The organism is Thiocapsa roseopersicina (genome assembly GCF_900106925.1).
GTDB classification, from domain to species: domain Bacteria; phylum Pseudomonadota; class Gammaproteobacteria; order Chromatiales; family Chromatiaceae; genus Thiocapsa; species Thiocapsa roseopersicina.
In genome coordinates this window covers 21,580-44,642 of sequence record NZ_FNNZ01000028.1, presented here as the reverse complement: position 1 = coordinate 44,642, position 23,063 = coordinate 21,580, and the positions used below count along the sequence as shown (strand labels likewise).

General features: G+C 65.0%; 27 protein-coding genes and 1 tRNA gene. 15 read left to right on the top strand and 13 right to left on the bottom strand.

Annotated features, from left to right (window positions below):
- Window positions 1-945: 945 nt before the first annotated feature.
- The 8 genes from BLV04_RS20795 (at window position 946) to BLV04_RS20765 (ending at window position 7,297) form a co-directional block, all read left to right on the top strand.
- Complete coding sequence (locus BLV04_RS20795) at window positions 946-2,346, top strand: tyrosine-type recombinase/integrase (RefSeq protein WP_093037074.1); 1,401 nt, start codon at window positions 946-948, stop codon at window positions 2,344-2,346.
- 78 nt (window positions 2,347-2,424) lie between these two features.
- Complete coding sequence (locus tag BLV04_RS20790; RefSeq protein WP_093037071.1) at window positions 2,425-2,934, top strand: hypothetical protein; 510 nt, start codon at window positions 2,425-2,427, stop codon at window positions 2,932-2,934.
- An 82-nt stretch (window positions 2,935-3,016) separates the two neighbouring features.
- A complete protein-coding gene (locus BLV04_RS20785; RefSeq protein ID WP_093037069.1) occupies window positions 3,017-3,235 on the top strand; it encodes a helix-turn-helix transcriptional regulator in 219 nt (72 codons plus the stop codon).
- A gap of 9 nt (window positions 3,236-3,244) precedes the next feature.
- Window positions 3,245-6,067, top strand: a complete 2,823-nt coding sequence (locus tag BLV04_RS20780; protein WP_139191997.1) for a DUF3987 domain-containing protein — start codon at window positions 3,245-3,247, stop codon at window positions 6,065-6,067.
- An 86-nt stretch (window positions 6,068-6,153) separates the two neighbouring features.
- The gene (locus BLV04_RS25085; protein WP_175534731.1) at window positions 6,154-6,309 is read left to right on the top strand and encodes a hypothetical protein; all 156 of its coding nucleotides are present in this window, start codon (window positions 6,154-6,156) and stop codon (window positions 6,307-6,309) included.
- Window positions 6,306-6,617, top strand: coding sequence for a hypothetical protein (locus tag BLV04_RS20775; protein ID WP_093037063.1), 312 nt, complete (start codon window positions 6,306-6,308; stop codon window positions 6,615-6,617). Before BLV04_RS25085 ends, BLV04_RS20775 begins: the two co-directional genes overlap by 4 nt.
- A complete protein-coding gene (locus BLV04_RS20770) occupies window positions 6,586-6,867 on the top strand; it encodes a hypothetical protein (RefSeq protein WP_093037059.1) in 282 nt (93 codons plus the stop codon). Before BLV04_RS20775 ends, BLV04_RS20770 begins: the two co-directional genes overlap by 32 nt.
- Before the next feature lie 244 nt (window positions 6,868-7,111).
- On the top strand, window positions 7,112-7,297 hold the full coding sequence (locus tag BLV04_RS20765; RefSeq protein WP_139191996.1) for a hypothetical protein: 186 nt from the start codon (window positions 7,112-7,114) through the stop codon (window positions 7,295-7,297).
- Between the two features lie 109 nt (window positions 7,298-7,406).
- On the opposite strand, the gene BLV04_RS24585 is transcribed toward BLV04_RS20765, so the two are convergent.
- The 3 genes from BLV04_RS24585 to BLV04_RS20755 form a co-directional block, all read right to left on the bottom strand.
- Window positions 7,407-7,607 carry a hypothetical protein gene (locus tag BLV04_RS24585; protein ID WP_139191995.1) on the bottom strand — a complete coding sequence of 67 codons (201 nt, stop codon included), beginning with the start codon at window positions 7,605-7,607 and terminating at the stop codon, window positions 7,407-7,409.
- Window positions 7,608-7,799: 192 nt separating this feature from the next.
- Window positions 7,800-7,875 (bottom strand) — tRNA-Asn (locus BLV04_RS20760).
- Window positions 7,876-7,939: 64 nt separating this feature from the next.
- On the bottom strand, window positions 7,940-9,124 hold the full coding sequence (locus BLV04_RS20755) for a pyridoxal phosphate-dependent aminotransferase (RefSeq protein WP_093037053.1): 1,185 nt from the start codon (window positions 9,122-9,124) through the stop codon (window positions 7,940-7,942).
- A gap of 109 nt (window positions 9,125-9,233) precedes the next feature.
- On the opposite strand from BLV04_RS20755, the gene uvrB reads away from it, so the two are divergent.
- Both uvrB and BLV04_RS20745 read left to right on the top strand, forming a co-directional pair.
- The gene (uvrB, locus tag BLV04_RS20750; RefSeq protein ID WP_093037050.1) at window positions 9,234-11,243 is read left to right on the top strand and encodes an excinuclease ABC subunit UvrB; all 2,010 of its coding nucleotides are present in this window, start codon (window positions 9,234-9,236) and stop codon (window positions 11,241-11,243) included.
- Window positions 11,244-11,309: 66 nt separating this feature from the next.
- A complete protein-coding gene (locus BLV04_RS20745; protein ID WP_093037047.1) occupies window positions 11,310-11,750 on the top strand; it encodes a DUF29 domain-containing protein in 441 nt (146 codons plus the stop codon).
- A gap of 38 nt (window positions 11,751-11,788) precedes the next feature.
- Here the strand turns inward: BLV04_RS20745 and BLV04_RS20740 are convergent, their stop codons facing one another.
- Window positions 11,789-12,061, bottom strand: coding sequence for a hypothetical protein (locus BLV04_RS20740; protein WP_093037044.1), 273 nt, complete (start codon window positions 12,059-12,061; stop codon window positions 11,789-11,791).
- A gap of 209 nt (window positions 12,062-12,270) precedes the next feature.
- On the opposite strand from BLV04_RS20740, the gene BLV04_RS20735 reads away from it, so the two are divergent.
- Window positions 12,271-12,978 carry a biliverdin-producing heme oxygenase gene (locus tag BLV04_RS20735; RefSeq protein WP_093037041.1) on the top strand — a complete coding sequence of 236 codons (708 nt, stop codon included), beginning with the start codon at window positions 12,271-12,273 and terminating at the stop codon, window positions 12,976-12,978.
- Window positions 12,978-13,808, top strand: a complete 831-nt coding sequence (gene mtgA / locus BLV04_RS20730; RefSeq protein ID WP_093037038.1) for a monofunctional biosynthetic peptidoglycan transglycosylase — start codon at window positions 12,978-12,980, stop codon at window positions 13,806-13,808. Before BLV04_RS20735 ends, mtgA begins: the two co-directional genes overlap by 1 nt.
- Before the next feature lie 94 nt (window positions 13,809-13,902).
- On the opposite strand, the gene BLV04_RS20725 is transcribed toward mtgA, so the two are convergent.
- Both BLV04_RS20725 and BLV04_RS20720 read right to left on the bottom strand, forming a co-directional pair.
- Window positions 13,903-14,955, bottom strand: a complete 1,053-nt coding sequence (locus tag BLV04_RS20725; protein ID WP_093037035.1) for a 3-deoxy-7-phosphoheptulonate synthase — start codon at window positions 14,953-14,955, stop codon at window positions 13,903-13,905.
- Window positions 14,956-15,211: 256 nt separating this feature from the next.
- Window positions 15,212-15,811, bottom strand: coding sequence for a histidine phosphatase family protein (locus BLV04_RS20720; protein WP_093037032.1), 600 nt, complete (start codon window positions 15,809-15,811; stop codon window positions 15,212-15,214).
- A gap of 66 nt (window positions 15,812-15,877) precedes the next feature.
- On the opposite strand from BLV04_RS20720, the gene BLV04_RS20715 reads away from it, so the two are divergent.
- The 3 genes from BLV04_RS20715 (at window position 15,878) to BLV04_RS20705 (ending at window position 17,361) form a co-directional block, all read left to right on the top strand.
- A complete protein-coding gene (locus BLV04_RS20715) occupies window positions 15,878-16,180 on the top strand; it encodes a hypothetical protein (protein ID WP_093037029.1) in 303 nt (100 codons plus the stop codon).
- Between the two features lie 57 nt (window positions 16,181-16,237).
- Window positions 16,238-16,693 (top strand): hypothetical protein, encoded by a 456-nt coding sequence (locus tag BLV04_RS20710; protein ID WP_093037025.1) that lies wholly within the window; start codon window positions 16,238-16,240, stop codon window positions 16,691-16,693.
- 167 nt (window positions 16,694-16,860) lie between these two features.
- Window positions 16,861-17,361 (top strand): bacteriohemerythrin, encoded by a 501-nt coding sequence (locus BLV04_RS20705; RefSeq protein WP_093037022.1) that lies wholly within the window; start codon window positions 16,861-16,863, stop codon window positions 17,359-17,361.
- Here BLV04_RS20705 and sdhB read toward each other — a convergent pair.
- The 7 genes from sdhB to BLV04_RS20670 form a co-directional block, all read right to left on the bottom strand.
- On the bottom strand, window positions 17,336-18,091 hold the full coding sequence (gene sdhB, locus BLV04_RS20700) for a succinate dehydrogenase iron-sulfur subunit (protein ID WP_093037019.1): 756 nt from the start codon (window positions 18,089-18,091) through the stop codon (window positions 17,336-17,338). The two genes, BLV04_RS20705 and sdhB, sit on opposite strands and share 26 nt — an antisense overlap.
- Window positions 18,088-19,977, bottom strand: coding sequence for a succinate dehydrogenase (quinone) flavoprotein subunit (gene sdhA / locus BLV04_RS20695; protein WP_093037016.1), 1,890 nt, complete (start codon window positions 19,975-19,977; stop codon window positions 18,088-18,090). Before sdhA ends, sdhB begins: the two co-directional genes overlap by 4 nt.
- Window positions 19,974-20,606 (bottom strand): succinate dehydrogenase/fumarate reductase transmembrane subunit, encoded by a 633-nt coding sequence (locus BLV04_RS20690; RefSeq protein ID WP_093037013.1) that lies wholly within the window; start codon window positions 20,604-20,606, stop codon window positions 19,974-19,976. The genes sdhA and BLV04_RS20690 overlap by 4 nt, the downstream gene beginning before the upstream one ends.
- Window positions 20,607-20,792: 186 nt before the next feature.
- Entirely contained in the window at window positions 20,793-21,182 is a 390-nt protein-coding gene (locus BLV04_RS20685; RefSeq protein WP_093037010.1) for a type II toxin-antitoxin system VapC family toxin, read from the bottom strand.
- Entirely contained in the window at window positions 21,182-21,436 is a 255-nt protein-coding gene (locus tag BLV04_RS20680; RefSeq protein ID WP_093037007.1) for a type II toxin-antitoxin system VapB family antitoxin, read from the bottom strand. Before BLV04_RS20680 ends, BLV04_RS20685 begins: the two co-directional genes overlap by 1 nt.
- Window positions 21,437-21,670: 234 nt before the next feature.
- The gene (locus BLV04_RS20675; RefSeq protein ID WP_093037004.1) at window positions 21,671-22,441 is read right to left on the bottom strand and encodes a PP-loop family protein; all 771 of its coding nucleotides are present in this window, start codon (window positions 22,439-22,441) and stop codon (window positions 21,671-21,673) included.
- Entirely contained in the window at window positions 22,438-23,061 is a 624-nt protein-coding gene (locus BLV04_RS20670; protein WP_093037001.1) for a metallophosphoesterase family protein, read from the bottom strand. The genes BLV04_RS20675 and BLV04_RS20670 overlap by 4 nt, the downstream gene beginning before the upstream one ends.
- Window positions 23,062-23,063: the final 2 nt, after the last annotated feature.

Here is a 23,063-nt window from a genome sequence, read left to right as displayed (position 1 = left end):
TGTTGTTCAAGCACCCCGAGGGAGGCCCACCGCTCTCCCTCATACAAGTTGACGATTTAAGAGGAAAAACCCATCAGGGAAGGTGGCCGTACTCAGGCAGTGCGGCTTTCGCTCTCGTCGTCGAGTCCATGACCTTGGATTCCTTCGTGACGTGTGCGGGGAGCATAGCACAGGCTCCAGGCGTGGTAGCCAGACGGCTGGTCGTCACGTCAAGTCCATGCGCAGGGGCCCGTAGCCACTGAGCAGTCTCGGACCGTCGCGGACCACCCACCACCGCTGTCCCACTGTCGCTGTCGCTGGCAGGTGAGCCCGCTAGGAGACGGTGACCGTCGTGGAACGTCCAAATGTTTTACCTCAGATTTCTGAGGCCCTACCCACGCTGAACGGTTCGGCGGCCCCACCGCCGGGGGTAAGTCCACCCGCACGGGCTTGCGCGATACGGGCGGGGGCTAGTCAATCTGCTTCAGTCGGCGAGGTGACCTGTCTCGACCTAGGTTGGTCTGGAGATCCTGCGCAGGGCGAAGAGGAGGAGTATGGGTGGGGTCCAGCATAAAGGCGGACGCTCAGGAGCGAACAGTCACGCCAAGGGCCGACCAGCCTTCGCGGAGGTGTACAGCGGCTGAGTAACGGCAATCGAACGGCAACCGAAACCCGACACCAGGCCCTAACGCAAAAAGGGCTCAGGCTATTTTTAGCCTAAGCCCTTCTTTTTATTGGCTCCCTGGGACGGGCTCGAACCGCCGACCTAGTGATTAACAGTCACGAAGCCGATACATGAACGACACCCCATCGGTTACGATATTTTACGATTAGACAACACCTTACGGAACCACCCGCCCCCGCCTTGTGCTATGATTTACGCTGAGTCACCACCGAAAACCATGCTTCCTGGTGACTCAATGGTGACTCAGTTGGTGACTCAAACTCAACGGCGGGCGGACCCACATGAAACTGACCAAGCGCGGCATCGACGCGACAACCTACAGCGGCGACAACAACGCCCGGCACGTCTTGTGGGATGACGAGGTTCCCGGTTTCGGCCTGCGCCTCTACCCGAGCGGCAAGAAGTCTTTCATCCTGTCCTACCGGACTGGCGGCGGAACCAAGCGACTGTTGACCATCGGCACCTATGGCGTCTTGACCCTGGAACAAGCCAGACAGGCGGCGCGTTCCGAGCTGGCGAAGGTCGAGACCCAAGGCGCGGACCCGCTGGCGGATCGCGAGAAAGAGCGGCGCGGCGAGACCGTGGCGGATCTTTGCGCGGCCTACATGGAGCGACACGGCAACGCCAAGAAAAGCGCCGACGCGGATCAACGGCGGATCGATCAACACATCCTGCCCCTGTGGCGCACCCGCAAGGCGAAGGCGATCACCCGCGCGGACGTGGCGGCCCTTCATGCCAAGATCGGCAAGGCCCACCCCTACGAAGCCAATCGGACCCTTGCCCTGCTGTCGAAGCTGTTCGAGCTGGCCCGGCGCTGGGGTTTCGTCCCGGACGGACACCCGAACCCGGCGCGCGACATCGACCGATTCCGGGAAGCAAAGCGCGACCGTTGGGTAAGCCCCGCGGAGCTGCCCCGGCTGGCGGAAGCGATCAACGCAGAACCCAACGAGACCGCCCGCGCGGCTTTGTGGCTCTACCTGCTGACCGGCGCCCGGAAAACCGAACTACTGACCGCACGATGGGATCATGTGGACTGGGACCGCGCCGAACTGAAGCTACCGGACACCAAGGCTGGACGTGTCCATTACATCCCCTTGAGCGGCCCGGCCCTTGCCCTGTTGCGGGCAATCCCGCGGACCGAGGGCAACCCCTTTATCCTGGTCGGACGCGGCCCCCGGAAGGCGACCACCGAAGAAAAGGCGCAAGCCCCGGCGCATCTGATCAATGTCGAAAAGGCGTGGGCGCGCGTAAAGACCGCGGCAACGCTGTCGGCATGGCGAGAAGACGCCCGCGCGGCGGCACTGATCGAGCGGTTGACCGCAGAGCGTACCCGCACCCGCAGCAAGCACACGGCCAAGGATTACAGCCCGACCCCGAGCCTAGCCGAGATCCGAGCGGCGGCGGCGGCCGAAGGCGTGGAGCTGCCCCCGGCGATCGATGATGTTCGCCTTCACGATCTGAGAAGGACGGTCGGAAGCTGGCTAGCCCAAGCCGGTAACTCGCTGCACCTGATCGGCCGCATTCTGAATCACTCCAACACGTCAACCACCGCGGTTTATGCCAGATTCGGTGAAGACTCGGTACGGGCGGCCCTTGAGCAACACGGCGCCCGGATCATGGGCGCGGCGGGACTCACTCCCACCGCAGACGTGACCGAGATCAAGACCAAGCGCACGGCATAGCCCGCAACGCAATAGGCCCCGAGGCGGCACCACCCGCCCCGCGGCCCACCATCACCAACCTGATGCAGAGGCTAGGCAATGGCCGAAGACAAGCATACCGCGCCCGAGGTCTTCTTTGACTGTGGCCTATTCGATGAAGCGGCCCGCGGCAATCGTGAAGCCGTGCGCGTGCTGGCGAAAAACGCGGCGCACAGCCTGAGATTGAAGAACGAACGCGAGGACCTGACCCGTTGGCTTATGGATTGTCTCGGGCGCGTGGCGGCCGGCGAGGAACCCAACCGAGCATTCGGCTGGACCGTCGGCAACCGCCCGCCCATCAAACGCGAACTGTTGAATTGGACGCTTGCGCGGTATGTCTCGGACCTAAGAGCCTGCGGACACTCGCGGAAAGATGCCCTGGATAAAGTCGGGCGTGCGGCGAACATGGACGGGCGCAAGGGCGGTGCCCTGGAAGCGATCTACGACCAGTTCAAGGGCGTAGCCTTCGAGGATTTGGCATGGACCCCCTTGCCTGCCGACTACTCGGAAAGGACCGCCAGCATCGAAACCCGCCTGTCGAACATCCTCGCAAGCGAACCACCGAAGTAACCCCCCGCCCTTCTTTCTGCCGACACGGTGCCCCTCTATCGCAAATGATGCCCCCGTCATGTAACCGACGAGGCATCAGCCAATGACCGCAGCACCCATTACCCGACTGAACACAGAGCGAGAAGAAGCCGACCGGCTCAACGCGAGCGTGCGCACTTTACAGGCGTGGCGGACCCGCGGCGACGGACCGCCGTTTCTAAAGCTCGGGCGCGCTGTTCGTTATGACCCCCGCAAGACGGACGAATGGCTCGCGACGCGCGCCCGACGCCACACGGCCGACCAAGGCGAAGCGATCCAGTAGGCGGCCGACATGCAGACCACCCCCGTTCCTGATTTGATTGCCCGAGCGCAATCGCGCCACGGGATGACCGGCGCGACGTTGGCGGCACACATCGGCATCAGCGGCGCCCACCTTTCGAGCGCGCGGCACGGCCGGTATCGGCTATCGGCCGACGTGACCGATCGACTCGCGGCGCTGGCCAATGCCGAACCCGCGGCGGCCCCGCCCGATCTGTTCGAGGCGGCGACCACAGCCCCCGCGGCGCCAGCACCCGCAACGACACGCGAGCCCCCCGCCGACAACACGGGTTTCGTTGACATCGCGGCGACCGCCCGCGCGGCCCTGGACTGCGCCGAATCGGTCCTGTCTGCGTGGCTACCCGAGGGCAAGCGCCAAGGCCCCGAGTGGGTTTCCCGTAACCCGACCCGCCACGACACCAAGCTCGGCTCTTTCCTGGTCAACATCACCACCGGCGCGTGGTCGGACTTCGCGACCAACGACCGCGGCGGCGATTTGGTAAGCCTCGTGCGCTACCTGGACGGCCTGCCGACCCAAGGCGAAGCGGCGCGCAAGCTGGCAAGCTGGCTCGGAATCGCCCCGACCGACCACCCGGCGACGCGCCACAACGGCACCGAAAGGCCCGCAGCGAGCCCGACCCGAAAGACCGCAGCAACCCATGCCCCGATCCCGAGTGAGGCACTGGCGGCCCGCCCCGAGGCTCACCCGACGCTCGGGCGGCCGATCGCGACTTGGGCATATCGGGACACTGCCGGGCGGCCGATCGCGTTCGTTTGTCGGTTCGATCTGCCGGGCGGCGATAAGACATACCGCCCCCTGACTCACGGCCCGGACGGTTGGACCTGGACCGCACCACCCGAACCGCGGCCCCTTTACGGACTTGATCGGCTGGCGGCCCGGCCCGATGCCCCGGCAATCCTGACCGAGGGCGAGAAGGCGGCCGACGCGGCGGCGGCGCTGATGCCCGATTGCGTCACTGTGACGACAATGAACGGCGCCCAATCCCCCCAGAAAGCCGACTGGTCGCCATTCAATGGGCGCGTGGTGCGGATCTGGCCTGATGCCGACGCACCCGGCGCAGCCTACGCCGAAACCGCGGCACGGCTCGCCACCGAAGCCGGCGCGGCTGCCGTCGAGATCCTGGACCTGTCGAGTCTGGCTATGGACCCGAGCACCGGCGAGGTGCGCAATCTGCCCGCGGGATGGGACGCAGCCGATGCGGCGGCGGACGGCTGGACCCCCGAGACGTTGGCCGGCGCGGCACGCTGGAACCCGCACATCGGCCCCGACACGGCGACCCCACCCGCAACGACCCCGAGCCCCGACGCATGGCCGGCGCCCCGACCCCTGCCCGAGCGCGGCGACATGGCCGAGGCGGCGGCCTTTCCCCTTGATTTGTTGCCTGCCCCCTTGCGAGACGCGGCCCGAGAGGTATCGCGGTTCTGCAAGGCACCCGAGGCGTCGGCCGCACTGGTCGGCATCGGCGCCCTTGCAACGGCGATCGGTAAACGCGCGATGATCGAGGAACGGCCCGGACTGCTTCACTACCCCGCGCTTTTCCTGGTCGGAATCGCGGCGAGCGGCGAGCGGAAAAGCCCAGTCTTCCGGGCAATGGCTCGCCCGTTGGAAGACTGGACCGAGGCACAGGCGGAAGCATGGGAAGCCGACGCCCGCCGAGCCCGAGCCCGCAACGCGGCGATTGACGCGGCCGTTGCCAAGGTCAAGAAACAGGCCGGCTCGGACGTGGACGCGGCAACGCGCGAGATCGAGGAATTGGACGCGAAACGCGAGGAAATACCGCCTTATCCCCGGCTTTTTACGACGGATTGCACCGAGCAACGCCTATTTCAATTGATGCACGAGCGCGGCGGCGCCTTCGCGGTCCTGAGCGCCGAAGGGCGGCCCGTGGTCGACGCAATCAACGGGAAATACTCGGGCGACGGGCGCACGGGCGACGCGATCTATTTGGCTGGCGTGTCCGGCGACGCAATCACCAGAGACCGAGTAGGCGGCGAGGGCGGCCCCGAGGATCGAGTCATATCGCGGCCCTGTCTCAGCGTTTGCATCCTTATCCAACCCGATAAATTTTTGGAAGCGGCGGCCCATCCTGCCCTGAGATCGAGCGGCGCACTTGCCCGGATCTGGCCCGTGTGGCTGCCGTCCCTGGTCGGCACACGCATCGAGGCCCCCGACGAGGCCGGTCTATCCGGCGAGGCAATGGCCCCTTTCAACGCCTTGATTCGACGCCTGCTATCCCACAACCCGCCCGAGGACGAGGACGGCCGACCCGCCCCGCACCGCGCGACCCTAAGCCCCGCAGCGGCCGAGGCCCGGCGCCTGTACCACAACGCGATAGAGCAATTGATGGGCGAGGGCGGCGAGCTTTCGGACGTGCGCGACATCGCGGCCAAGGCGGTTTCGCAGACTGCCAAACTGGCCCTTGTCCTGCACCTCGCTGCCGATGCCGAGATCCTTTCCCGGCCCGCAAGCGCGATCGACGCGGCCACGTGGGCGACCGCGCAAGCGATCGGAACATGGTTCTTCGAGGAAGCCGTCCGCGTTCAACGGCTCGCCGACGAAGACCCCGCCCTAGACGCGGCGAGGCGCGTTATTCGTTGGCTTGCGGCCGAGCGGCGGCAGACCGTCAACACGACCGACTTGATGCAGACCGGCCCCCGGCCCCGGCCCAAGGCCCGCGAAGCAATCGCGACGCTTGATCTGTTGGAAGACTTCGGATGGGTTCGAGCCCAAACCGAGCCCCCCAAGAGGCGCCCGATCTATCTGGTGCACCCAAAATTAGCCACCCTAGCCAAATTAGCCGGGAAAGCCTTATGAGAAAAGAAGCGACGCGAAACCCGGAAACGCCCGAGCTGGCTAATCTGGCAAATTTGGCTAATCAAAAAGCCCCCGGTTTTTTGACCTTGACCGACCTATGCCGAGACCTTGCGGTTGACCCCACAACGCCCAAGGCCCGCGTGTCGGTCGGGGAGCTGGCGACGATCCTCGCAGCCGGCGACATCCCGCCCGCCCTGGTCGATCGGTTCGCGGTCGCGATCGGCAAGGCGCACGGCCGATGAGTGGACTTCAAGCCTTGCGAACGCTGGCGGCCCAAGCGATCGAGCACGCCAGCACCACACCCGAGCCGAAGACCCTACACCCGGACGACGCCCGGCTCGCGGCGGCCTTTCTGGACCACATCGCGGAACACGACCCGGCATTGAGAGCCGAGTATCAGGCGACCATCGCGGCCGACCAGAGGCTGATCCTTCAAATGCATGAGGCGTGCATCGCGGCCGGGATCGCGACCCGCGAGCCACCGAGCACAACCACCCAACCAAACCGAGGCACCCGCAATGACCCGACCCGCCGAGATCGACGCCCTTGAAGGATCGCTTACGTTTCAAAGGCTGGCCCGAATGTCCCACACGTTCCCGCTTGACGCGACCGACGCCGAGGACTTGAAGACCGCAATTTCAGTTTGCGCGCTGCATTTGATCGAGGCGATCGACCGGAACAGGATCGTGTTTCGCGACGATGAGGACAACGCAATGTTGCACGGCCTGTTGCTCGCGAGTTTCGAGACGCTGGCCGATGGACGATTTTCGACCTGGACGCGACAGGCGGCCGTGAACTAGGGCCGAAACCCCCAAGAACCGCCCGCAATGCGCTAGTTCCGGATACGTATCCGGAACTAACGAGTGAACTAGGGCCGAAACCCCCAAGAACCGCCCGCAATGGCACCACAAACCAAGAGGAACCACCCTTCCCAACCAGACCCCGAGCCTTGTCGCGCTTCACGTCGAGATCGACGGCAACGCATTGAGCGTTGTCGAGGCGCCCATCCTTGCATGGGCGATCCAAGGCAAGGAGCCGACGCCCGTGACCGTCGCACCCACCGGCGCACTGTACGCGGTACTCGACAAGGACACCGGGCGCGCGTGGGGCATGGAACGACGCTATCCGTCCCGCGCGGCGGCCGAGCAAGGCTTGCTCGCACTGGCGAAGCTGGCGCTTTCTCAAGAGGACATCCCGCAGATGCACGCCACCCGAGCGGCTATGACGTAGACGGAAAACACCCGCGAAACCCGCCCGGAATTGAGCCTAAATCATTCCGGGCGGCGCCCTGTCTCACCAGGCGCGGCGGCCCGCGTCTCAGTCTGGACGCGCGCGATTATCACTTGGACACCACCGGCATTGATTCAGAATCGAGGAAAACCATTGGTTCTTGAATCAGTGCGGCGACCCATGCGGCGGCGATTTTCGACGGCAAGCCTGCAACCAAGTCTGCAACTGACCCGGCCACCGGATCGGAGGCATGAGGGGAGGCGGCTTTTTTTAGCGTTTCCGCCGGCCACCAGCCCGGCCACTTCGCCACTTCGAGGCCCCGCTTTTTTTAGGGCGACGGGCGGCAACATGCGCGTCAACTTCGGGCGCGGACGCAGCCCCGGCGAGCCTGCCGAGCACCAGCCACAACCGAGGCTAGGCCCCGAAATCCATCCTGCCGGTGACTCTATGGTGACTCAAATGAAAACGGCCTAGGCGGATTTCGCCTAAGCCGTTGTTTTATTGGCTCCCTGGGACGGGCTCGAACCGCCGACCTAGTGATTAACAGTCACCCGCTCTACCGACTGAGCTACCAGGGATCTATGGGAGCCCGTAATGTTAGCCGGGCGCCCGATTAGAGTCAACTTCGGCGAGAGGCCGCTTTCAGGCAACCGCAGCGGCGATCCGCTCCAATGCCTGCTCCAGATTTGCGCGGCTGGTGGCGATCGAGATGCGCGCGTAGCCGTTGAGGCCGAAGGCGGAGCCGGGCACGAGGGCCACGCCCGCCTTCTCGATCAGGTATTCCGCGAAGTCCAGGTCGTTGGCGATTCCGGGGAGCTTATCGATCGCCCCTTGGACCTTCGGGAAGACGTAGAAGGTACCGTCGGTGGGCAGGCATTCGATGCCGGGGATCTGGTTGAGGCGCTCGACCACGAAGTCGTGGCGCTCGTGGAACGCCTTGAGCATGACGCCGATGCACTCTTGCGGGCCTTCCAGGGCGGCTTGGGCGGCGACCTGCGAGATGGATGTCGGGTTGGATGTGCTCTGGCCCTGCACCTTCTTCATGGCCTTGATGATCTCGGCCGGGCCGCCGGCATAGCCGATGCGCCAGCCGGTCATGGAGTAGGCCTTGGAGACGCCGTTGAGGACCAGGGTCCGCGGGTAGAGCTCCGGGCAGGCGTTGACGATGTTGACGAAGGGCTCGGGGCTCCAGCGGATGTGCTCGTACATGTCGTCGGTGGCGATGAGTGTGCGCGGGAACTCGCGCAGGACCTCGCCGAGCGCTTCGAGCTCCTCGCGGCTGTAGCCCATGCCGGTGGGGTTCGAGGGGCTGTTGATGACGACCAGGCGGGTCTTGTCGGTGAGTGCGCCCTTGAGCTGTCCGGGGGTGATCTTGAAGCGCTGATCGGCCCCGGCGTGCACGAGCACGGGCGCACCGCCGGCCAGCAGGACCATGTCCGGATAGGAGACCCAGAAGGGCGCCGGGATGACGACCTCGTCGCCCGGATCCAGGAGCGCTTGGGCGAGGTTGAAGAAACTCTGCTTGCCGCCGCAGGAGACCAGGATCTGGTCGTGGTTATACTCAAGCCCGTTCTCGCGCTTGAACTTGTCGATCACGGCCTGCTTGAGCTCGGTGGTGCCGTCCACCGCAGTGTATTTGGTGAAGCCGGCGCGGATCGCGGCGATGGCCGCTTCCTTGATGTGATCGGGCGTGTCGAAGTCCGGCTCGCCGGCGCCGAGCCCGATGACATCCTTGCCCGCGGCGCGCAGGGCCTTGGCGCGGGCCGTGATGGCCAGGGTGGCGGAGGGTTTGACAGCCTGAACGCGCGCGGCAAGCTTGATGGTCATCGGGTGTCTTCTCTGGGCTCGTGTGGTGAGGGTCGTCGTTGTTGTGACTGGACATGCGGTGTCTCGCTCCCAATCATAACGAAACCGCAAACACCCGGCACGCACTCCGATGTCCGAACGCCCCTTTCAACTGGTCTCGCCGTTCGCCCCCGCGGGCGACCAGCCCGAGGCGATCCGTCGCTTGGTGGAGGGCCTGAACGACGGCGAGTCGGCCATGACCCTGCTCGGCGTGACGGGCTCGGGCAAGACCTTCACCATCGCGAACGTCATCGACCGGGTGCAGCGCCCGGCCTTGATCCTGGCGCCGAACAAGACGCTCGCCGCCCAGCTCTACGGCGAGATGAAGGAATTCTTCCCGCACAACGCGGTGGAGTATTTCGTCTCCTATTACGATTACTACCAGCCCGAGGCCTACGTCCCCTCGACCGACACCTATATCGAGAAGGACTCCTCGATCAACGAGCACATCGAGCAGATGCGTCTCTCGGCCACCAAGGCGCTGCTGGAGCGTCCCGATGTCATCATCGTGGCGAGCGTCTCCTCCATCTACGGCTTGGGTGACCCGGACGCCTATCTGAAGATGGTGCTGCATCTGAACCGCGGCGATCTGATCGATCAACGCGCCCTGCTGCGCCGGCTTGCCGATTTGCAATACCGGCGCAACGAGATCGAGCTCTCGCGCGGCACCTACCGGGTACGCGGGGACGTGATCGACATCTATCCGGCCGAGTCCGACGACGAGGCGCTGCGGGTCGAGCTGTTCGACGAGGAGATCGAGTCTCTCTCGCTCTTCGACCCGCTGACCGGGGAGCAGCTGCGCAAGGTCCCGCGCTACACGGTCTTTCCGAAGACACACTATGCCACCCCGCGCCAGACCATCCTGAACGCGGTCGAGCAGATCAAGGTCGAGCTCAAAGAGCGGCTGACCTGGCTGCGGGACAACGACAAGCTCGTCGAGGCCCAGCGCCTGGAGCAGCGCACCCTCTTCGATCTGGAGATGATGCTGGAGGTCGGCTACTGCTCCGGGGTCGAGAACTACAGCCGCTATCTCTCCGGACGCGGACCCGGAGAGCCGCCGCCGACCCTGTATGACTATCTGCCTGCGGACGCCATCGTCGTCATCGACGAGAGTCATGTCACCGTCCCTCAGCTCGGCGGCATGTACAAGGGGGATCGGTCGCGCAAGGAGAACCTCGTCGACTACGGCTTCCGGCTGCCCTCGGCGCTCGACAATCGCCCGCTGCGCTTCGAGGAGTTTCAGGCCCGCCAGCCGCAGACCATCTATGTCTCGGCCACCCCGCGCGACTACGAGATCCGGCACTCGGGCGCCGTCGTCGAGCAGGTGGTGCGCCCGACCGGCCTGGTCGACCCGGAGGTGGAGGTTCGCCCCGCCCTGACCCAAGTCGACGATCTGCTCTCGGAGATCGGGCTGCGGGTCGCCGTCGGCGAGCGTGTGCTGGTCACCACCCTGACCAAGCGGATGGCCGAAGACCTGACCGAGTATCTCAACGAGCACGGCGTAAAGGTCCGCTATCTGCATTCGGACATCGACACGGTCGAGCGTGTCGAGATCATTCGGGACCTGCGGCTCGGCGAGTTCGATGTCCTGGTCGGGATCAATCTGCTGCGCGAGGGGCTCGACATGCCGGAGGTCTCGCTTGTCGCCATCCTGGATGCGGACAAGGAGGGTTTCCTGCGCTCGGAAGGCTCATTGATCCAGACCATCGGACGTGCCGCGCGCAACGCCAACGGCAAGGCGATTCTCTATGCCGATCGCATCACCGGCTCCATGGAGCGCGCGATCGGCGAAACCGAACGGCGCCGCGCCAAGCAGATCCTCCACAACACCGCCGAGGGCATCACGCCTCAAACCATCCGCAAGGCGGTCGCCGACATCATGGAAGGCGCCATCCCGGGCGCACCCATGAAGGCGCGCCAGTATGCCAAGGTCGCCGAGGAGATCATCGAATACGCCAGCCTGACACCGCAGCAGATGGCCAAGAAGCTCAAGGCGTTGGAGAAGACCATGTACCAGCACGCGAAGAACCTCGAGTTCGAGCAGGCCGCCGCCGTTCGGGATAAGATCAAGGAGTTGCAGGGACGCGGGCTTGCGGCCTGACGTTTAGGGTTGAAATCGAGGCACCGGGCACTCGGCCCGGCCCCGCACTTTTACCGGGAGATGCCGATGCCGAAAAACGACCTTTACGACGCCGACATCGTCGCCTGGGCCGAACAACAGGCGCACTGGCTGAGGGCCGGCGCATTGGACCGGCTCGACCTCGAGCATCTCGCCGAGGAGATCGAAGACGTGGGTAAGAGTGAACAACGCGAGCTGGCCAATCGCTTGTCGCTCCTGCTTGCTCATCTGCTGAAGTGGCAATTCCAGCCGGAGCGTCGGGGCAGCAGTTGGCAGCGCACGATCCGCGAGCAGCGCCGAGCCATCAAGGCCAGACTCGACCGAACCCCCAGCCTCAAGGCCATGTTGCGTGACGCGACTTGGCTGGACGAGATCTGGGCCGACGCGGTTGCCGACGCCGTCGGCGAGACGGGGCTCTCGGCGTTCCCGGACGACTGTCCGTGGCGGCTGGCCGACGTGCTCGAGGTGGATTGGCTGCCCCCCGAGTGAGACTCGTCGCGCCGGAACGCGCCAGCCATCATCGGGGGTCAGCTCAGGACCCCTCGGATGCCATGCCCCGGCCGACCGATCGCAGGGCAGACCGAAGGACTCGGCGCGTCTGTCACAGGTTGCTTGGGCTTGCGCCGAGGCCGGACCACGCGGGAGCGACGCGGCGGGCGTTGCGGCCGGACACGCGTGCGCCGCGGCCGCCCATCGGCATCGTCGGGGACGCGCTCGAAGACCATGCACACAAGGCTCAGGATCACGAAGAGACCGGAAAGGCACAACAGGATGACAAAGAGGTCGGCAAGGGTATTCATCGTCGGCTCCGCGGGGTTTGCACTGGACGGAACCACAGCATGCCGCGAGGGGTGGCTCAAAACGTGAGCCCGCGGACCCCGATGCGCGACCGTTCGTCGGCCGGGCGCCGTCGGCGTCGCGCCGAACGACGATTCGGTGTTTTTCGGGGAGAACAGGGACGGGTGTTAGACTGGCTGCGAGCGCAGAGCGCACCGAGCCCGAAAAATCCATGCACGACATCCACGACACGACCCGACCGGCGACCTCCGCACGACTGGCGATCCTCTTGCGCCACGCGACGGCCGAGACACATGATGCGGTCGAACGCTTGCCCCTGATGGCCCGACTCACGTCGCCGAGCGTCACCCGCGAGGACTATCTCGATTATCTGCATGCCTTGGCCGAGGTTTACGCGGCCCTGGAAGGCAGCCTGCTCGACGCCCTGGACGAGGCGATTCGCAATGACCTGGGGGTTCGGCCCAAGCTGCCGGCGATCCTCGAGGATCTTGCCGAGCAGGGTCAGCCGCACATTCCGCACCCATCGACGCAGCTCGCCCCGACCGGTTCAGGTGCCGCGCTCGGCGGTCTCTATGTCCTGGAAGGCGCGACGCTCGGCGGTCGGGTGATCGCGAAACATCTGCGACGCTGTCTCGGTCCGGCGCTGGGCTCGGCCGGTTTCCTCGACTTCCACGGCGAGCAATCCTCGGCGGCCTGGAAACGGTTCGCGAGCATCCTCGACAGCCTACCTGCGCACGGCCGAATGGATCCGACCGAGGTGATTGCGGGGGCCTGCACGACCTTTTCGATGGTTCATCGGATGCTCGAAGGCGCAGGGGCGCCGAGCGCACCAGCGCAGGCCGGCCCCGAGCACGCCGGACCGCGGGGTTCGGGGGGCAGATGCCTTGCGGCCTCGATCGCTGCACACCACGAGGATTGATGAAGGACGAGGAAAAAGCGCCGGAGACGACCGGGGTGGACGCCGGATTCGAGGATGGATCCCCGGCGACGCCACGCGAGCCGACGCCGCAATCGCACGTTTTTTGCGTCCAGCCCATCGGCCATGACCGACACCCACTCAAGCGCGTGGGCCGGTTCCTGCTCAAGGGGCTCGGCAATCTGGTACTGCTCTCGATCGTACTGGTCTTGACGCTGCGCTGGCTCGACCCGCCGGCATCCGCCTTCATGCTGCGGCACGCCTACAACCTTTGGCGGCTCGACCAGTCGCCGCCCTTCTACCACCAGACATGGGTTCCCTGGGATCGGATCTCCCTGCCGACGCGGCTCGCGGCGATCGCCGGCGAGGACCAGCGTTTTCCGAGCCACCTGGGGTTCGATCTGATCGAAATCCGCCTGGCATGGGCGGACTACAAAAACGGCGGTCGCCTGCGCGGGGCCAGCACCATCACCCAACAGGCGGCCAAGAACCTCTTTCTCTGGCCGGGATCGGATCTGCCGCGCAAGCTGCTCGAGGTCTGGTTCACGTTGCTGATGGAGATCTTGTGGCCGAAGGAGCGCATCCTCGAGGTCTATCTGAACATCGTGCAGTTCAGCCCCAACACCTACGGGATCGGCGCGGCGAGCCTGCGCTATTTCGATCGGCCGGCGAGCGAGCTGACGATGCGCGAGGCATCGCTCCTGATCGGCGTGCTGCCTGCGCCCGGACACTATCGTCTGGACAGGCCATCGGAGCGCTTGGAACGACGCGCGGCCTGGATCACCGATCAGGCGAGCCGACTCGGTGGAACCCGGTACCTGAATCGGCTTTAAACCGCGTCCCCGCTATAAGGTTGTGGATGCTCCAAACGTCGAGGTCACTCGACAATGAGCATCTCGCTCTGGACGCGGTTTAGGTGATTTCAAGCTACAGCACGCGTCGGCGCATCACGGCATCCGCAAGCTCATGCAGCATCGGTACCGTATCGTCCCAGCCGATACAGGCGTCGGTGACACTTTGACCGAAGACCATCCCGTCGCTGCTCCCCAGATCCTGCCGACCGCCGACCAGGTGGCTTTCGATCATGACGCCCATGATGCCGCGATCCCCGCGCGCGATCTGACCGGAGACATCCTGGCAGACGCGGATCTGTTTCTCCGGGCGCTTGCGGCTGTTGGCGTGGCTGAAGTCGATCATGATCTTGGGCTTCAGGCCGGACTCGATGATCTGCTCCGCGGCCGTGCTCACGCTCTCGGTGTCGTAGTTCGGCCGCTGGCCGCCGCGCAGGATGATGTGGGTATCGACGTTCCCGGTCGTGCTGAAGATCGCGGACTGACCTTCCTTGGTGACCGACATGAAGACGTGCGGACGCGCCGCGGCATGGATGGCATCGATGGCGACCTTGACGTCCCCGTTGGTCGCGTTCTTGAAACCCACCGGACAGGACAAGCCGGAGGCCAGCTCGCGATGGCCCTGGCTCTCGGTCGTACGCGCGCCGATCGCGCCCCAGCTCACCAGATCGGCGATGTATTGCGGGCTGATGAGGTCGAGGAACTCGGTCCCGGCCGGGATCTGCATGCTGTTGAGGTCCAGCAGGAGTTTGCGGGCGATGCCGAGACCCTGATTGATCTCGAAGCTGCCGTCCAGGTTCGGGTCGTTGATCAGACCCTTCCAGCCGACCGTGGTCCGCGGCTTCTCGAAATAGACGCGCATGACGATCAACAGGCGATCGCTCAATTCATCGCGAAGGATCTGGAGACGCTCGGCGTACTCGAGGGCGGCGCGGGGATCGTGAACCGAGCAGGGACCCGCGACGACCAACAGGCGATCGTCCCGGCCATGGAGGATCTGCTGAATGGCGCGGCGCGTGGAATAGACGGTCTCCGCGGCCGCCTCCGAGATCGGGAATTCCCGGTGCAGGGCGCTCGGTGAGCGGACTTCTTTGATTTCGCGGATGCGCAGATCGTCGGTCTTTTGCATGGGCTGGGGTTACAACGGCGTCGAAAGACCCGGAGTATAGCCCAATCGATCCGATCGCCTCGTCTCGATGCTCACGCAATGCCTGCGCACACCACAGGAAACGGGCGCGATCGCGCGCCGGCAGATCAAGGTGATTGCCGAGTCGGAAACAACCACCCTGCAGGCATCCCGGCTGCCCATGCGCGGAAGGCATGACGGGGTGTGCGTGCGAATAAATTCGCACCTACACGCCGGTAGCTCCTTTCCCGGGAATCGCCTAAGACAACTTCCGGGCGTTGACCCACTCGATGCTCGGACCGAAACGCCCGTGGCGGACCCGCACCAGCCCGGCGTAGTCGATGCGGATGCGGTACCAGCGGCGCGCATCCGCTCCGAGCAGGTGTCCGACCAGGGCGCGCATCACGCCGGCGTGGCAGACGATCAGCAGACGGCGGCCCGGATAGGCGGCCAGATGACGCGCATAGGCGTCGGAGACGCGCGCAAGCAGGCGCTCCAGCGGCTCGGCGCCGGCCGGGCGCTCGCCGACGGGATCGCGATAGAAGGCGGCGAAGCGGTCGGGCTCTTCCTCGGCAACCGCGCTGCGGGCCCGCCCTTCCCAGGCGCCCATGCCGACCTCGATCAGGCTGGGGTCGACGACAAGCGGCAATCCATTGCGCCCGGCGAGATCCGCCGCAAAAACGCGACAGCGCGACATCGGCGAGCTGATGATCTGGTCCCAAGGCGCCGCCTCGCCGAGCGCCTCGGTCATCTGCGCCCAACCCGTCGGGCTGAGCCGGTCGTCGGTCCCGTTGCCGCGATAGCGCGCACCGCCGACAGGCTCGCCGTGACGGATCAGATCGACCAGGATCTCGGACATGGGCAGACATGGCAGTCGGAGAGGCAAGGCGCTAGAGTGTAGCGGATATCAACCAGGACAGACCTTATGAAGAGCAAGATCTACGAGGGCATCGACAAGCAGGAAGGCGGCGCCATGACCCCGACCGCCAACATCATCCGAGACGCCTGGGTATTCGGCATCATCCCGGAGGATCAGACCTGCGCGGGCTGGACCGTTCAAGGGATAGAGGACCTCTACGACAAGGTCACCGAGGCGTGGCACCCTTACGGGCATATGGTTTCCAGACTCCCGCCCGATCTACAGGAACGTCACTCACGGATCTATTCCGAAGCGATAGAAAAGGCACGCGCAGCCGGCTGGGATCCGGAGCTCGGCGACAGCGACTGAGCGGACGCAGCTCCTCGGAGCGGCCGAGCGAGATTCGGATCCACGGGGCATCGCGACATGGCCGATTATCTGATTCGCGAGACCTTCTTTCGACCCGACGAAGCGGTCGCGCACGAGCAGACGCGGATCCCGGCAGCACTCTACAACGGCCTGCAGCTGCTCCTTCGACGCAGCGCCGGGAGCGCCGTCTTCATCCCGATCAGGTCGATGCAATATCAGGCCGTGGTCGATCGCGAGGAGGTGGTCTTTGTCGACAGTCACGGCGGTTATGCCTATCAGGACGGAGAAGGCGGTCGCCTGATCCGGATTGCCTGGCGACCGGCGGTCGGACGGGAGTCCATTTCGAACCCCGTCAATTGCGAGATCGTCTATTATTTTAGGGATATGCGGGAGACTCAGACGCGACTGCTCGGCGAGATCCAGCCGGTCATCAAGCAGATGCTGGAACGGCAGCGAAGTACCGGCGGACCGACACCGGCCCCGCGGGTGTTGCCCCTGAGGCGCCCCGCTTAGAGCCGCAGCGCAACCGAGCCCGAAGACGGGCTCCGACCGAAGCATGACAACAACAAGACGTCCCTTGGTCTGGACGACACAGCGGACCCTGCGCCCGACCCATTTCCCGGCGGGCGCGACCCTTCGGTGCCCGATACCGAGGCGCCGACTGCACGACGGAGGACCCGATGACAAGGCTTTTGACTTGGCACGACGAATGGTCTCTCAACATCGACGTCCTGGATGAGGAGCATCGAGGGCTGATCGAGCACCTCGCGGACATCTGTCACCGTTTCGGTCCCGAGGCATCCCCGCGACGCTCCGGCGACGCCTGCGCCCTCATCGATGCCCTGACCGATCTCGGCGAAGCCGTGCGGGAGCATTTCAAACGGGAAGAAGAACTGATGCAGACGGTCGGCTACGAGGACGTCGCCGAGCACCGCACCGAGCACGCACTCTTGATGGCCGAGTACACCGATCAGCTACGCCATTGGCGGGCGGAGGGCATCGACGTCTTCCACGAGGAGGCGCAGGAAGACGCACGCGACTGGATCCTGGACCACATCCTGGGCGCGGATCGCGATTTCGCGAAGGCATTCCACGAGATCGAAGACCACCTGACCTCTGCGGGGCACTGCCACGACGTGGCGGCGCGGGCGCGTCTCAACGCGGCCCGAAGATATCCTTGAGCATCTGCACCGTGGTCTGACGCCCAAGCTCGCCGATCGCCGTCGTCAGCGGGATCTCCTTGGGGCAGACCCGCACGCAGTTCTGCGCATTGCCGCAATCGCTCAAGCCGCCCTCGGCCATGATGGCGTGCAGACGTTGTGTCTTATCGTAACGCCCGGTCGGATGGGCGTTCATCAGCCGCGCCTGCGCCAGCGGGGCGGGGCCGAGAAAGGCGGAATGCGGCCCGAACTGCGGACAGGCGGCCATGCAGCAGCCGCACGACATGCAGCGGCTGTAGAGATAATTCGCCGCCCACTCGCCCGGCCCGATGCGCGGGGCGCCTTCATGTATGTCCCACACGCCGTCGATCTTGATCCACGCCTTGACCTGCTTCAGACCCTGATCGATCCGACTGCGATCGACCAGCAGATCGCGCACGATCGGAAACCTCGGCAAGGGCTCCAGCCGGATCGGCTGCTCGAGCTCCGCGACGAGTGCCGAGCAGGAGGGGCGCGGGACGCCGTTGATGAGCATGGCGCACGCGCCGCAGACCTCCTCCATGCAGTTGTGCTCCCAGATGACCGGATCGACCCGCTGGCCCGAGATCGTCACCGGGTTCTCCCGCAACGCCATCAGCAGCGAGACGATGTTGTGGTCGGGATGGCCGGGAATCGCAAATTCCTGCCAATAGGATGCGCTGTCGGGACGATCCTGACGGCGGATGTGCAGACGGATCGGCTGCTCGATCATCGGTAATCCCTCGGCTCGGTCGGCGCATAGACGCTCAGGTCGACCTCCTGGTAGCTGAGTCTGGGCCCGTCCTCGGTGTGCTCGGCGATGGTGGTCTTGAGCCACTGCGCGTTGTTCGCGTACCAGCGATTGCGATACGCCTCGAACTCGGGGTCGCCCGCAAAGGTCCCCTCCGGGATCGGGATATGGAAGGCGGGCTTGTAATGGGCGCCGCGACACTCGTCGCGAGCCAGCGCGCCCTTGGTCACCACGGCGGCCAGCTCGATCATGTCGCGCAGTTGGCGCGCGAAGGCCAGACTTTGATTCGCCCAGGTGCTCGATTCCCCGAGGCGGGCCTTGCTCAGGCGCTCCTGCAGCATCTGCAGCTCGCCGAGGGCAGATTCCAGCTCCGGGTTCGAGCGCACCACTCCCACTTTGGCCGTCATGAGCGCGCCGAGATCCTTCTGGATGAGATAAGGCGTGTCGGCCCCCTCGGCCCGCATCAGCTCGGTGTTGATCGCCTTCTGTCGCGCGACCTCGGCCTGCGGGATCGCCGGAGCCAGCGCTCCGCGATCGGAGGCGAGCCCCTTGAGATAGCTCACCACCGACTCCCCGGCAACGCGTCCCGAGTAGCTTGCCGAGAGGAGCGAGTTGGCACCCAGTCGGTTGGCCCCGTGATAGGCGTAGTCGCACTCGCCGCAGGCATAGAGTCCGGGGATGTTGGTCGCGTGATTGCGCGGGCTGTCGGGTTGGATCCCGCCGTCGGCGGAACGCTCGAAGTCGACCCAAAGACCGCCCATCCCGTAATGCGCTGCCGGAAAGATCTCCATCGGCTCGGTCATCGGGTCGACACCGGCGAATTTGCGATAGATCTCCAGGATGGCGCCCAGGCGCGAGCCGATGAAAGCCGGATCCAGGTGTGTCAGATCCAGATAGACCCGGTCGCCGCCGTCGGCGCCGATGCCGAGACCCATCTGTCGGGTGACGGTCCAGATGGCGCGCGCCGCCTCGTCGCGGGCGACCGTGTTGCCGTAGGCCGGGAAGAACTCCTCGAGGAAATAGAAGCGCTCGGCCTCCGGGATGGTCTTGGGCGGACGCCGGTCGCCGGGCGTCTTCGGCACCCAGATGCGCCCGCCCTCCCCGCGCGCCGCCTCGCTCATCAGCCGGTTCTTGTCGTGCCCCATCATGGCCGTGGGATGGAACTGGAAGAACTCGGCGTTGGCCATCCAGGCGCCCTGTCGGTAGCAGCGGCTCGCCGCGGCACCGGTCGAGTTGGTCGAGGTCGTGCTCTTGGGCGCATAGAGCTGGCCCATGCCGCCGCTCGCCACGACGACCGCGTCGGCCGCGAAGGCGCGCACCTCCAGACTTCTCAGTTCCATCGCCACGATGCCGCGACAGACGCCGTCGGCATCCAGCAGCAGGGACAGAAACTCCCACCACTCATGCTTGACGACCTTGCCCTCGGACTCCAGTCGCCGGACCTGCTGGTCGACGCCGTAGAGGAGCTGTTGTCCGGTGCTGGCGCCCGCAAAGCAGGTCCGCTTGTTCTTCACGCCGCCGAAGAGACGCTGATCGAGCAGACCCTCGGGCGTGCGCGAGAAGGTCACGCCCATGCGCTCGAAGGTACGGATCAGCCCCGGTGCATCCTCGCACATCGCCTTCACCGGCGGCTGATTCGCCAGATACTCGCCGCCCTTGATGGTGTCGATGATGTGCTGACGGATCGAGTCGTGCTGCCCCTTGGTGTCGAGCACGGCATTGATGCCGCCCTGCGCACAGACCGAGTGACTGCGCTTGACCTCGAAGAGCGAGAAGAGCGTGACCGGAAAACCCGCGTCGGCGATCCGCAAGGTCGCCCAAAGCCCGCCAAGGCCGCCCCCGATGACGATGACGTTCGGCGTGCTCATGACAGAAACCCCATCAGGCCATGGATACCCATCGCCGCCAACAAGACACCGATCAGGACGCAGACCCAGCCGAACAGCGTTTGCCCACGGACCGAGGTCGTGAGTCCCCAGACGATCGCCATCGAGGCGAGCCCGTTGGCCAGATGAAACACCGAGAGCAGCAGACCGACGAGATACAGCCCGAGCATCCAGGGCTGGATCAACATCGCCTGCATGTGGGCGAAAAGATCGTCGCCCACGCTCGGATCCCAGAAACCGGCGATACGCGTCATCCCGACATGCAGCAGCAGAAAGAGCAGGATGCCGATGCCCGAGACCCGCTGCATCCAGTAGAGCCGATTGCGCGTGTAGCTGTAGCGCGCGAGCTCCGCACGCATCTGAGCCGTGATCACCAGACCATATCCGGCGTGGAAGAGCAGCGGCAACGCGATCACGAAGATCTCCATCAAGGGTAGATAATTCATGCCCTTGAGCGCCGCGACGACATGCTCGTTGTAATGCTCCGCACCGAAGCGCGACTGAGAGTTCTCCCAGAGATGGAAGATCAGGAAGGCGCCGACCGGGAGCAGACCAAGCAGGGAGTGCAGACGACGCAGGAGGAAATGCGGGTTGTCGATGGATGCGGACATGGGCGATCGGACAGCGGGGATCAGGGGACAGCTTACCCGGATCGGGCCGCCGGGGATCTGATCGGGCTCAGTCGGGAGTCAGATTGCCCTGAAGCGAGGCTAGCCCTGCTGCTTAAGGAACACCAGCCGCCCGTCCGATGCCAAGCCGCTAAGCCGGCGGATGCCGGTTCTACACGCAGGCATGACTCACGCTGCGAGTTTCACATCGGTAAGCGGAAAGTCATCGCCCTTGAAGAGTAACGGCTCATCAAGGGCACGGGCCAGGGCATAGGAAAAACAGTCACCGAGATTCAATCCTGCCGGGTGACGGCCCTTGCCGAAGCGGCGGAAACCCTCACGAGCCAGCCGTGCCTGTGCCATATCGAAGGCCACGAACTCGGTACCGGCGGTTGCCAGAAAGAGGTCCAGATCGCGAATACCTTCCGCACCCCGGCGTGCCTCGATGACGATCGACAACTCGACAAAGCTTGCGGTCGACAGGCGCCGTTGGCTTGCGGCTTCGATCAACTCATTGAACGCCCGGCGCTCGGGCTCGTCTTGCAGAATCGCCAGCAGGGCCGAAGGGTCGATGACCATCAGCGTGGCAGGCCATTGGCGTCGTAACCGAGAATGTCCTCGGCGGACCTCGGATCGAGCAGAGGCAGACTGGCGGAATGGCGGGCAATCGCGTCGAGCTCATCTGCCAGTCGGGACCTTCCAGGCGCCCGCTCAAGGCGCTCCAGGCGCTCGCGCAGGGCTAAGGTGACCGCGGTCGTCTTGGTCTCGCCGGTCAATGCGGCGACCCGCTCGGCGAGGCGTTCAGCCTCTGCATTGCGAATGTTGAGTGCCATAGGATGTCCAGTGTGTAGCCATCGATGGGGCAGTGTAGATTGCCATGCCGCCAGCCTGCAAGTGTTCGCTTCAGAACGGATTTCATGAGCCCCTGCCGGAACGCCCGACGCTCGGACTGACCCAATCTCGCATGGTCGCTCACTGAAGATCGACCCACTCCCAGTGGTTTTGCGGGTGTGTGGTTTTTCCGGGAATCGCCCGGCTCCGACAATGAGAACCCCCAACCAGCCGCGTCAGGGCTCGGACCGCCTGGGTTGCGGCAGCTCGCCTTCAACCATAATCGGCTTGATCGCATGCAGGATGTTGGCGAAGAGATGGCTGTGCTCGGCTTCTTCGCGGGCCAACAGGGCCTTCATGTGCTCGCGGCGGGTGGGCATGGAGAAGCAGGCGGGGCAAGAGTCCATGACGACCGGGAGGCACGCACGCTCGGCATAGTCGGCGGTCTGACGCTCTCGGCAATAGACCAGCGGGCGGATGATGCGCACGTCGCCCTCGTTGTTCAGATAATGGGCCTTCATGGTACGCAGTTGCCCGCCGTGGAAGAGCGACATCAGGAGACTCTCGGCGAGGTCGTCGAGATGCTGGGCCAGGGCCAGCACGCCGTAGCCCTGCTCGCGGCAGATGCGATACATGATGCCGCGCTTCATGCGCGAGCAGTAGGCGCAGAAGGAGTCGCCGTCCATGTGCTCCTTGGCCTGGTCCATCAGGGGCTGCTGCTCGTAGAACCAGGTCACGCCCAGACTCGTGTAGTAGTCCTTCAGGTGCTCGGGGTCGAATCCCGGCACCTGCGGATCGACGGTGAGCACCGCCAGATCGAAGCGCACCGGGGCGTAGGTCTGCAGGTGCTTGAGGATGTGCAGCAGGGAGAGCGAATCCTTCCCGCCCGAGACGCCGAGCAGGATGCGGTCGCCCTCGCCGATCATGCGGAAGTCCGCAATGGCGCGACCGACGAGGCGCAACAGGGACTTCGGGGGCTTGGGCTGATTGCGGTCGGAGGGGCTCATACGAGGGTCGTCTTCGCGCGTTGCGCGCTTTGGCGGTTCAGGTTCGGGACCTTGGAACGGCGGGTTGTCAGGAAGGCGAACCGATGGACCTCGACCTGCCAATCGGTCTCGTCGGCAATCAAGAGGAGACAGGAGGGTCCGCCGTAGGTGCGGGTTCGACCTGCCGCGCCCGGATTCAATACCCAGGGCGCCGTATCCATGTCCAGAACCAGCCGATGGCTATGCCCGTAAACGATCGCCCGAGCCTTCGGGAAGCGGGCCCGCAGCCGAGCATGGCGGTCGCGCGCCGGACCCTGATGGCCGTGGATCACGACCAGGTAACCGCCCGGCAGCGCAAGCTCGACCCATTCCGGGAGCTGACGCAAGAGGTCATGATCCCGCTCCGGCCATCGGCGCGAGACATCGTTGTTGCCGCAGACGGCGAAGACGCGTCCGAGCCCGGGCTGCATCCGGGCGAGGATATCGGCATTGCCGATGTCCCCGCCGTGGATCGCCAGATCGCAGGTCGTGACCAAGTGCTCGACACGCGCGTCAAGATCCCCGTGTGTATCGGACAGGATCGCGAGGCGCAGGCTGCGGCCGGGTATCCGGGCGATCGCCCCCGCAGCGCCGGAGCCCATCG

Bases quoted from the DNA above. Each gene is read 5' to 3' on its own strand.
- BLV04_RS20795 (WP_093037074.1), top strand. From the start codon at position 946: ATGAAACTGACCAAGCGCGGCATCGACGCGACAACCTACAGCGGCGAC.
- BLV04_RS20790 (WP_093037071.1), top strand. From the start codon at position 2,425: ATGGCCGAAGACAAGCATACCGCGCCCGAGGTCTTCTTTGACTGTGGC.
- BLV04_RS20785 (WP_093037069.1), top strand. From the start codon at position 3,017: ATGACCGCAGCACCCATTACCCGACTGAACACAGAGCGAGAAGAAGCC.
- BLV04_RS20780 (WP_139191997.1), top strand. From the start codon at position 3,245: ATGCAGACCACCCCCGTTCCTGATTTGATTGCCCGAGCGCAATCGCGC.
- BLV04_RS20775 (WP_093037063.1), top strand. From the start codon at position 6,306: ATGAGTGGACTTCAAGCCTTGCGAACGCTGGCGGCCCAAGCGATCGAG.
- BLV04_RS20770 (WP_093037059.1), top strand. From the start codon at position 6,586: ATGACCCGACCCGCCGAGATCGACGCCCTTGAAGGATCGCTTACGTTT.
- BLV04_RS20755 (WP_093037053.1), bottom strand. From the start codon at position 9,124: ATGACCATCAAGCTTGCCGCGCGCGTTCAGGCTGTCAAACCCTCCGCC.
- uvrB (WP_093037050.1), top strand. From the start codon at position 9,234: ATGTCCGAACGCCCCTTTCAACTGGTCTCGCCGTTCGCCCCCGCGGGC.
- BLV04_RS20745 (WP_093037047.1), top strand. From the start codon at position 11,310: ATGCCGAAAAACGACCTTTACGACGCCGACATCGTCGCCTGGGCCGAA.
- BLV04_RS20740 (WP_093037044.1), bottom strand. From the start codon at position 12,061: ATGAATACCCTTGCCGACCTCTTTGTCATCCTGTTGTGCCTTTCCGGT.
- BLV04_RS20735 (WP_093037041.1), top strand. From the start codon at position 12,271: ATGCACGACATCCACGACACGACCCGACCGGCGACCTCCGCACGACTG.
- mtgA (WP_093037038.1), top strand. From the start codon at position 12,978: ATGAAGGACGAGGAAAAAGCGCCGGAGACGACCGGGGTGGACGCCGGA.
- BLV04_RS20725 (WP_093037035.1), bottom strand. From the start codon at position 14,955: ATGCAAAAGACCGACGATCTGCGCATCCGCGAAATCAAAGAAGTCCGC.
- BLV04_RS20720 (WP_093037032.1), bottom strand. From the start codon at position 15,811: ATGTCCGAGATCCTGGTCGATCTGATCCGTCACGGCGAGCCTGTCGGC.
- BLV04_RS20715 (WP_093037029.1), top strand. From the start codon at position 15,878: ATGAAGAGCAAGATCTACGAGGGCATCGACAAGCAGGAAGGCGGCGCC.
- BLV04_RS20710 (WP_093037025.1), top strand. From the start codon at position 16,238: ATGGCCGATTATCTGATTCGCGAGACCTTCTTTCGACCCGACGAAGCG.
- BLV04_RS20705 (WP_093037022.1), top strand. From the start codon at position 16,861: ATGACAAGGCTTTTGACTTGGCACGACGAATGGTCTCTCAACATCGAC.
- sdhB (WP_093037019.1), bottom strand. From the start codon at position 18,091: ATGATCGAGCAGCCGATCCGTCTGCACATCCGCCGTCAGGATCGTCCC.
- sdhA (WP_093037016.1), bottom strand. From the start codon at position 19,977: ATGAGCACGCCGAACGTCATCGTCATCGGGGGCGGCCTTGGCGGGCTT.
- BLV04_RS20690 (WP_093037013.1), bottom strand. From the start codon at position 20,606: ATGTCCGCATCCATCGACAACCCGCATTTCCTCCTGCGTCGTCTGCAC.
- BLV04_RS20685 (WP_093037010.1), bottom strand. From the start codon at position 21,182: ATGGTCATCGACCCTTCGGCCCTGCTGGCGATTCTGCAAGACGAGCCC.
- BLV04_RS20680 (WP_093037007.1), bottom strand. From the start codon at position 21,436: ATGGCACTCAACATTCGCAATGCAGAGGCTGAACGCCTCGCCGAGCGG.
- BLV04_RS20675 (WP_093037004.1), bottom strand. From the start codon at position 22,441: ATGAGCCCCTCCGACCGCAATCAGCCCAAGCCCCCGAAGTCCCTGTTG.
- BLV04_RS20670 (WP_093037001.1), bottom strand. From the start codon at position 23,061: ATGGGCTCCGGCGCTGCGGGGGCGATCGCCCGGATACCCGGCCGCAGC.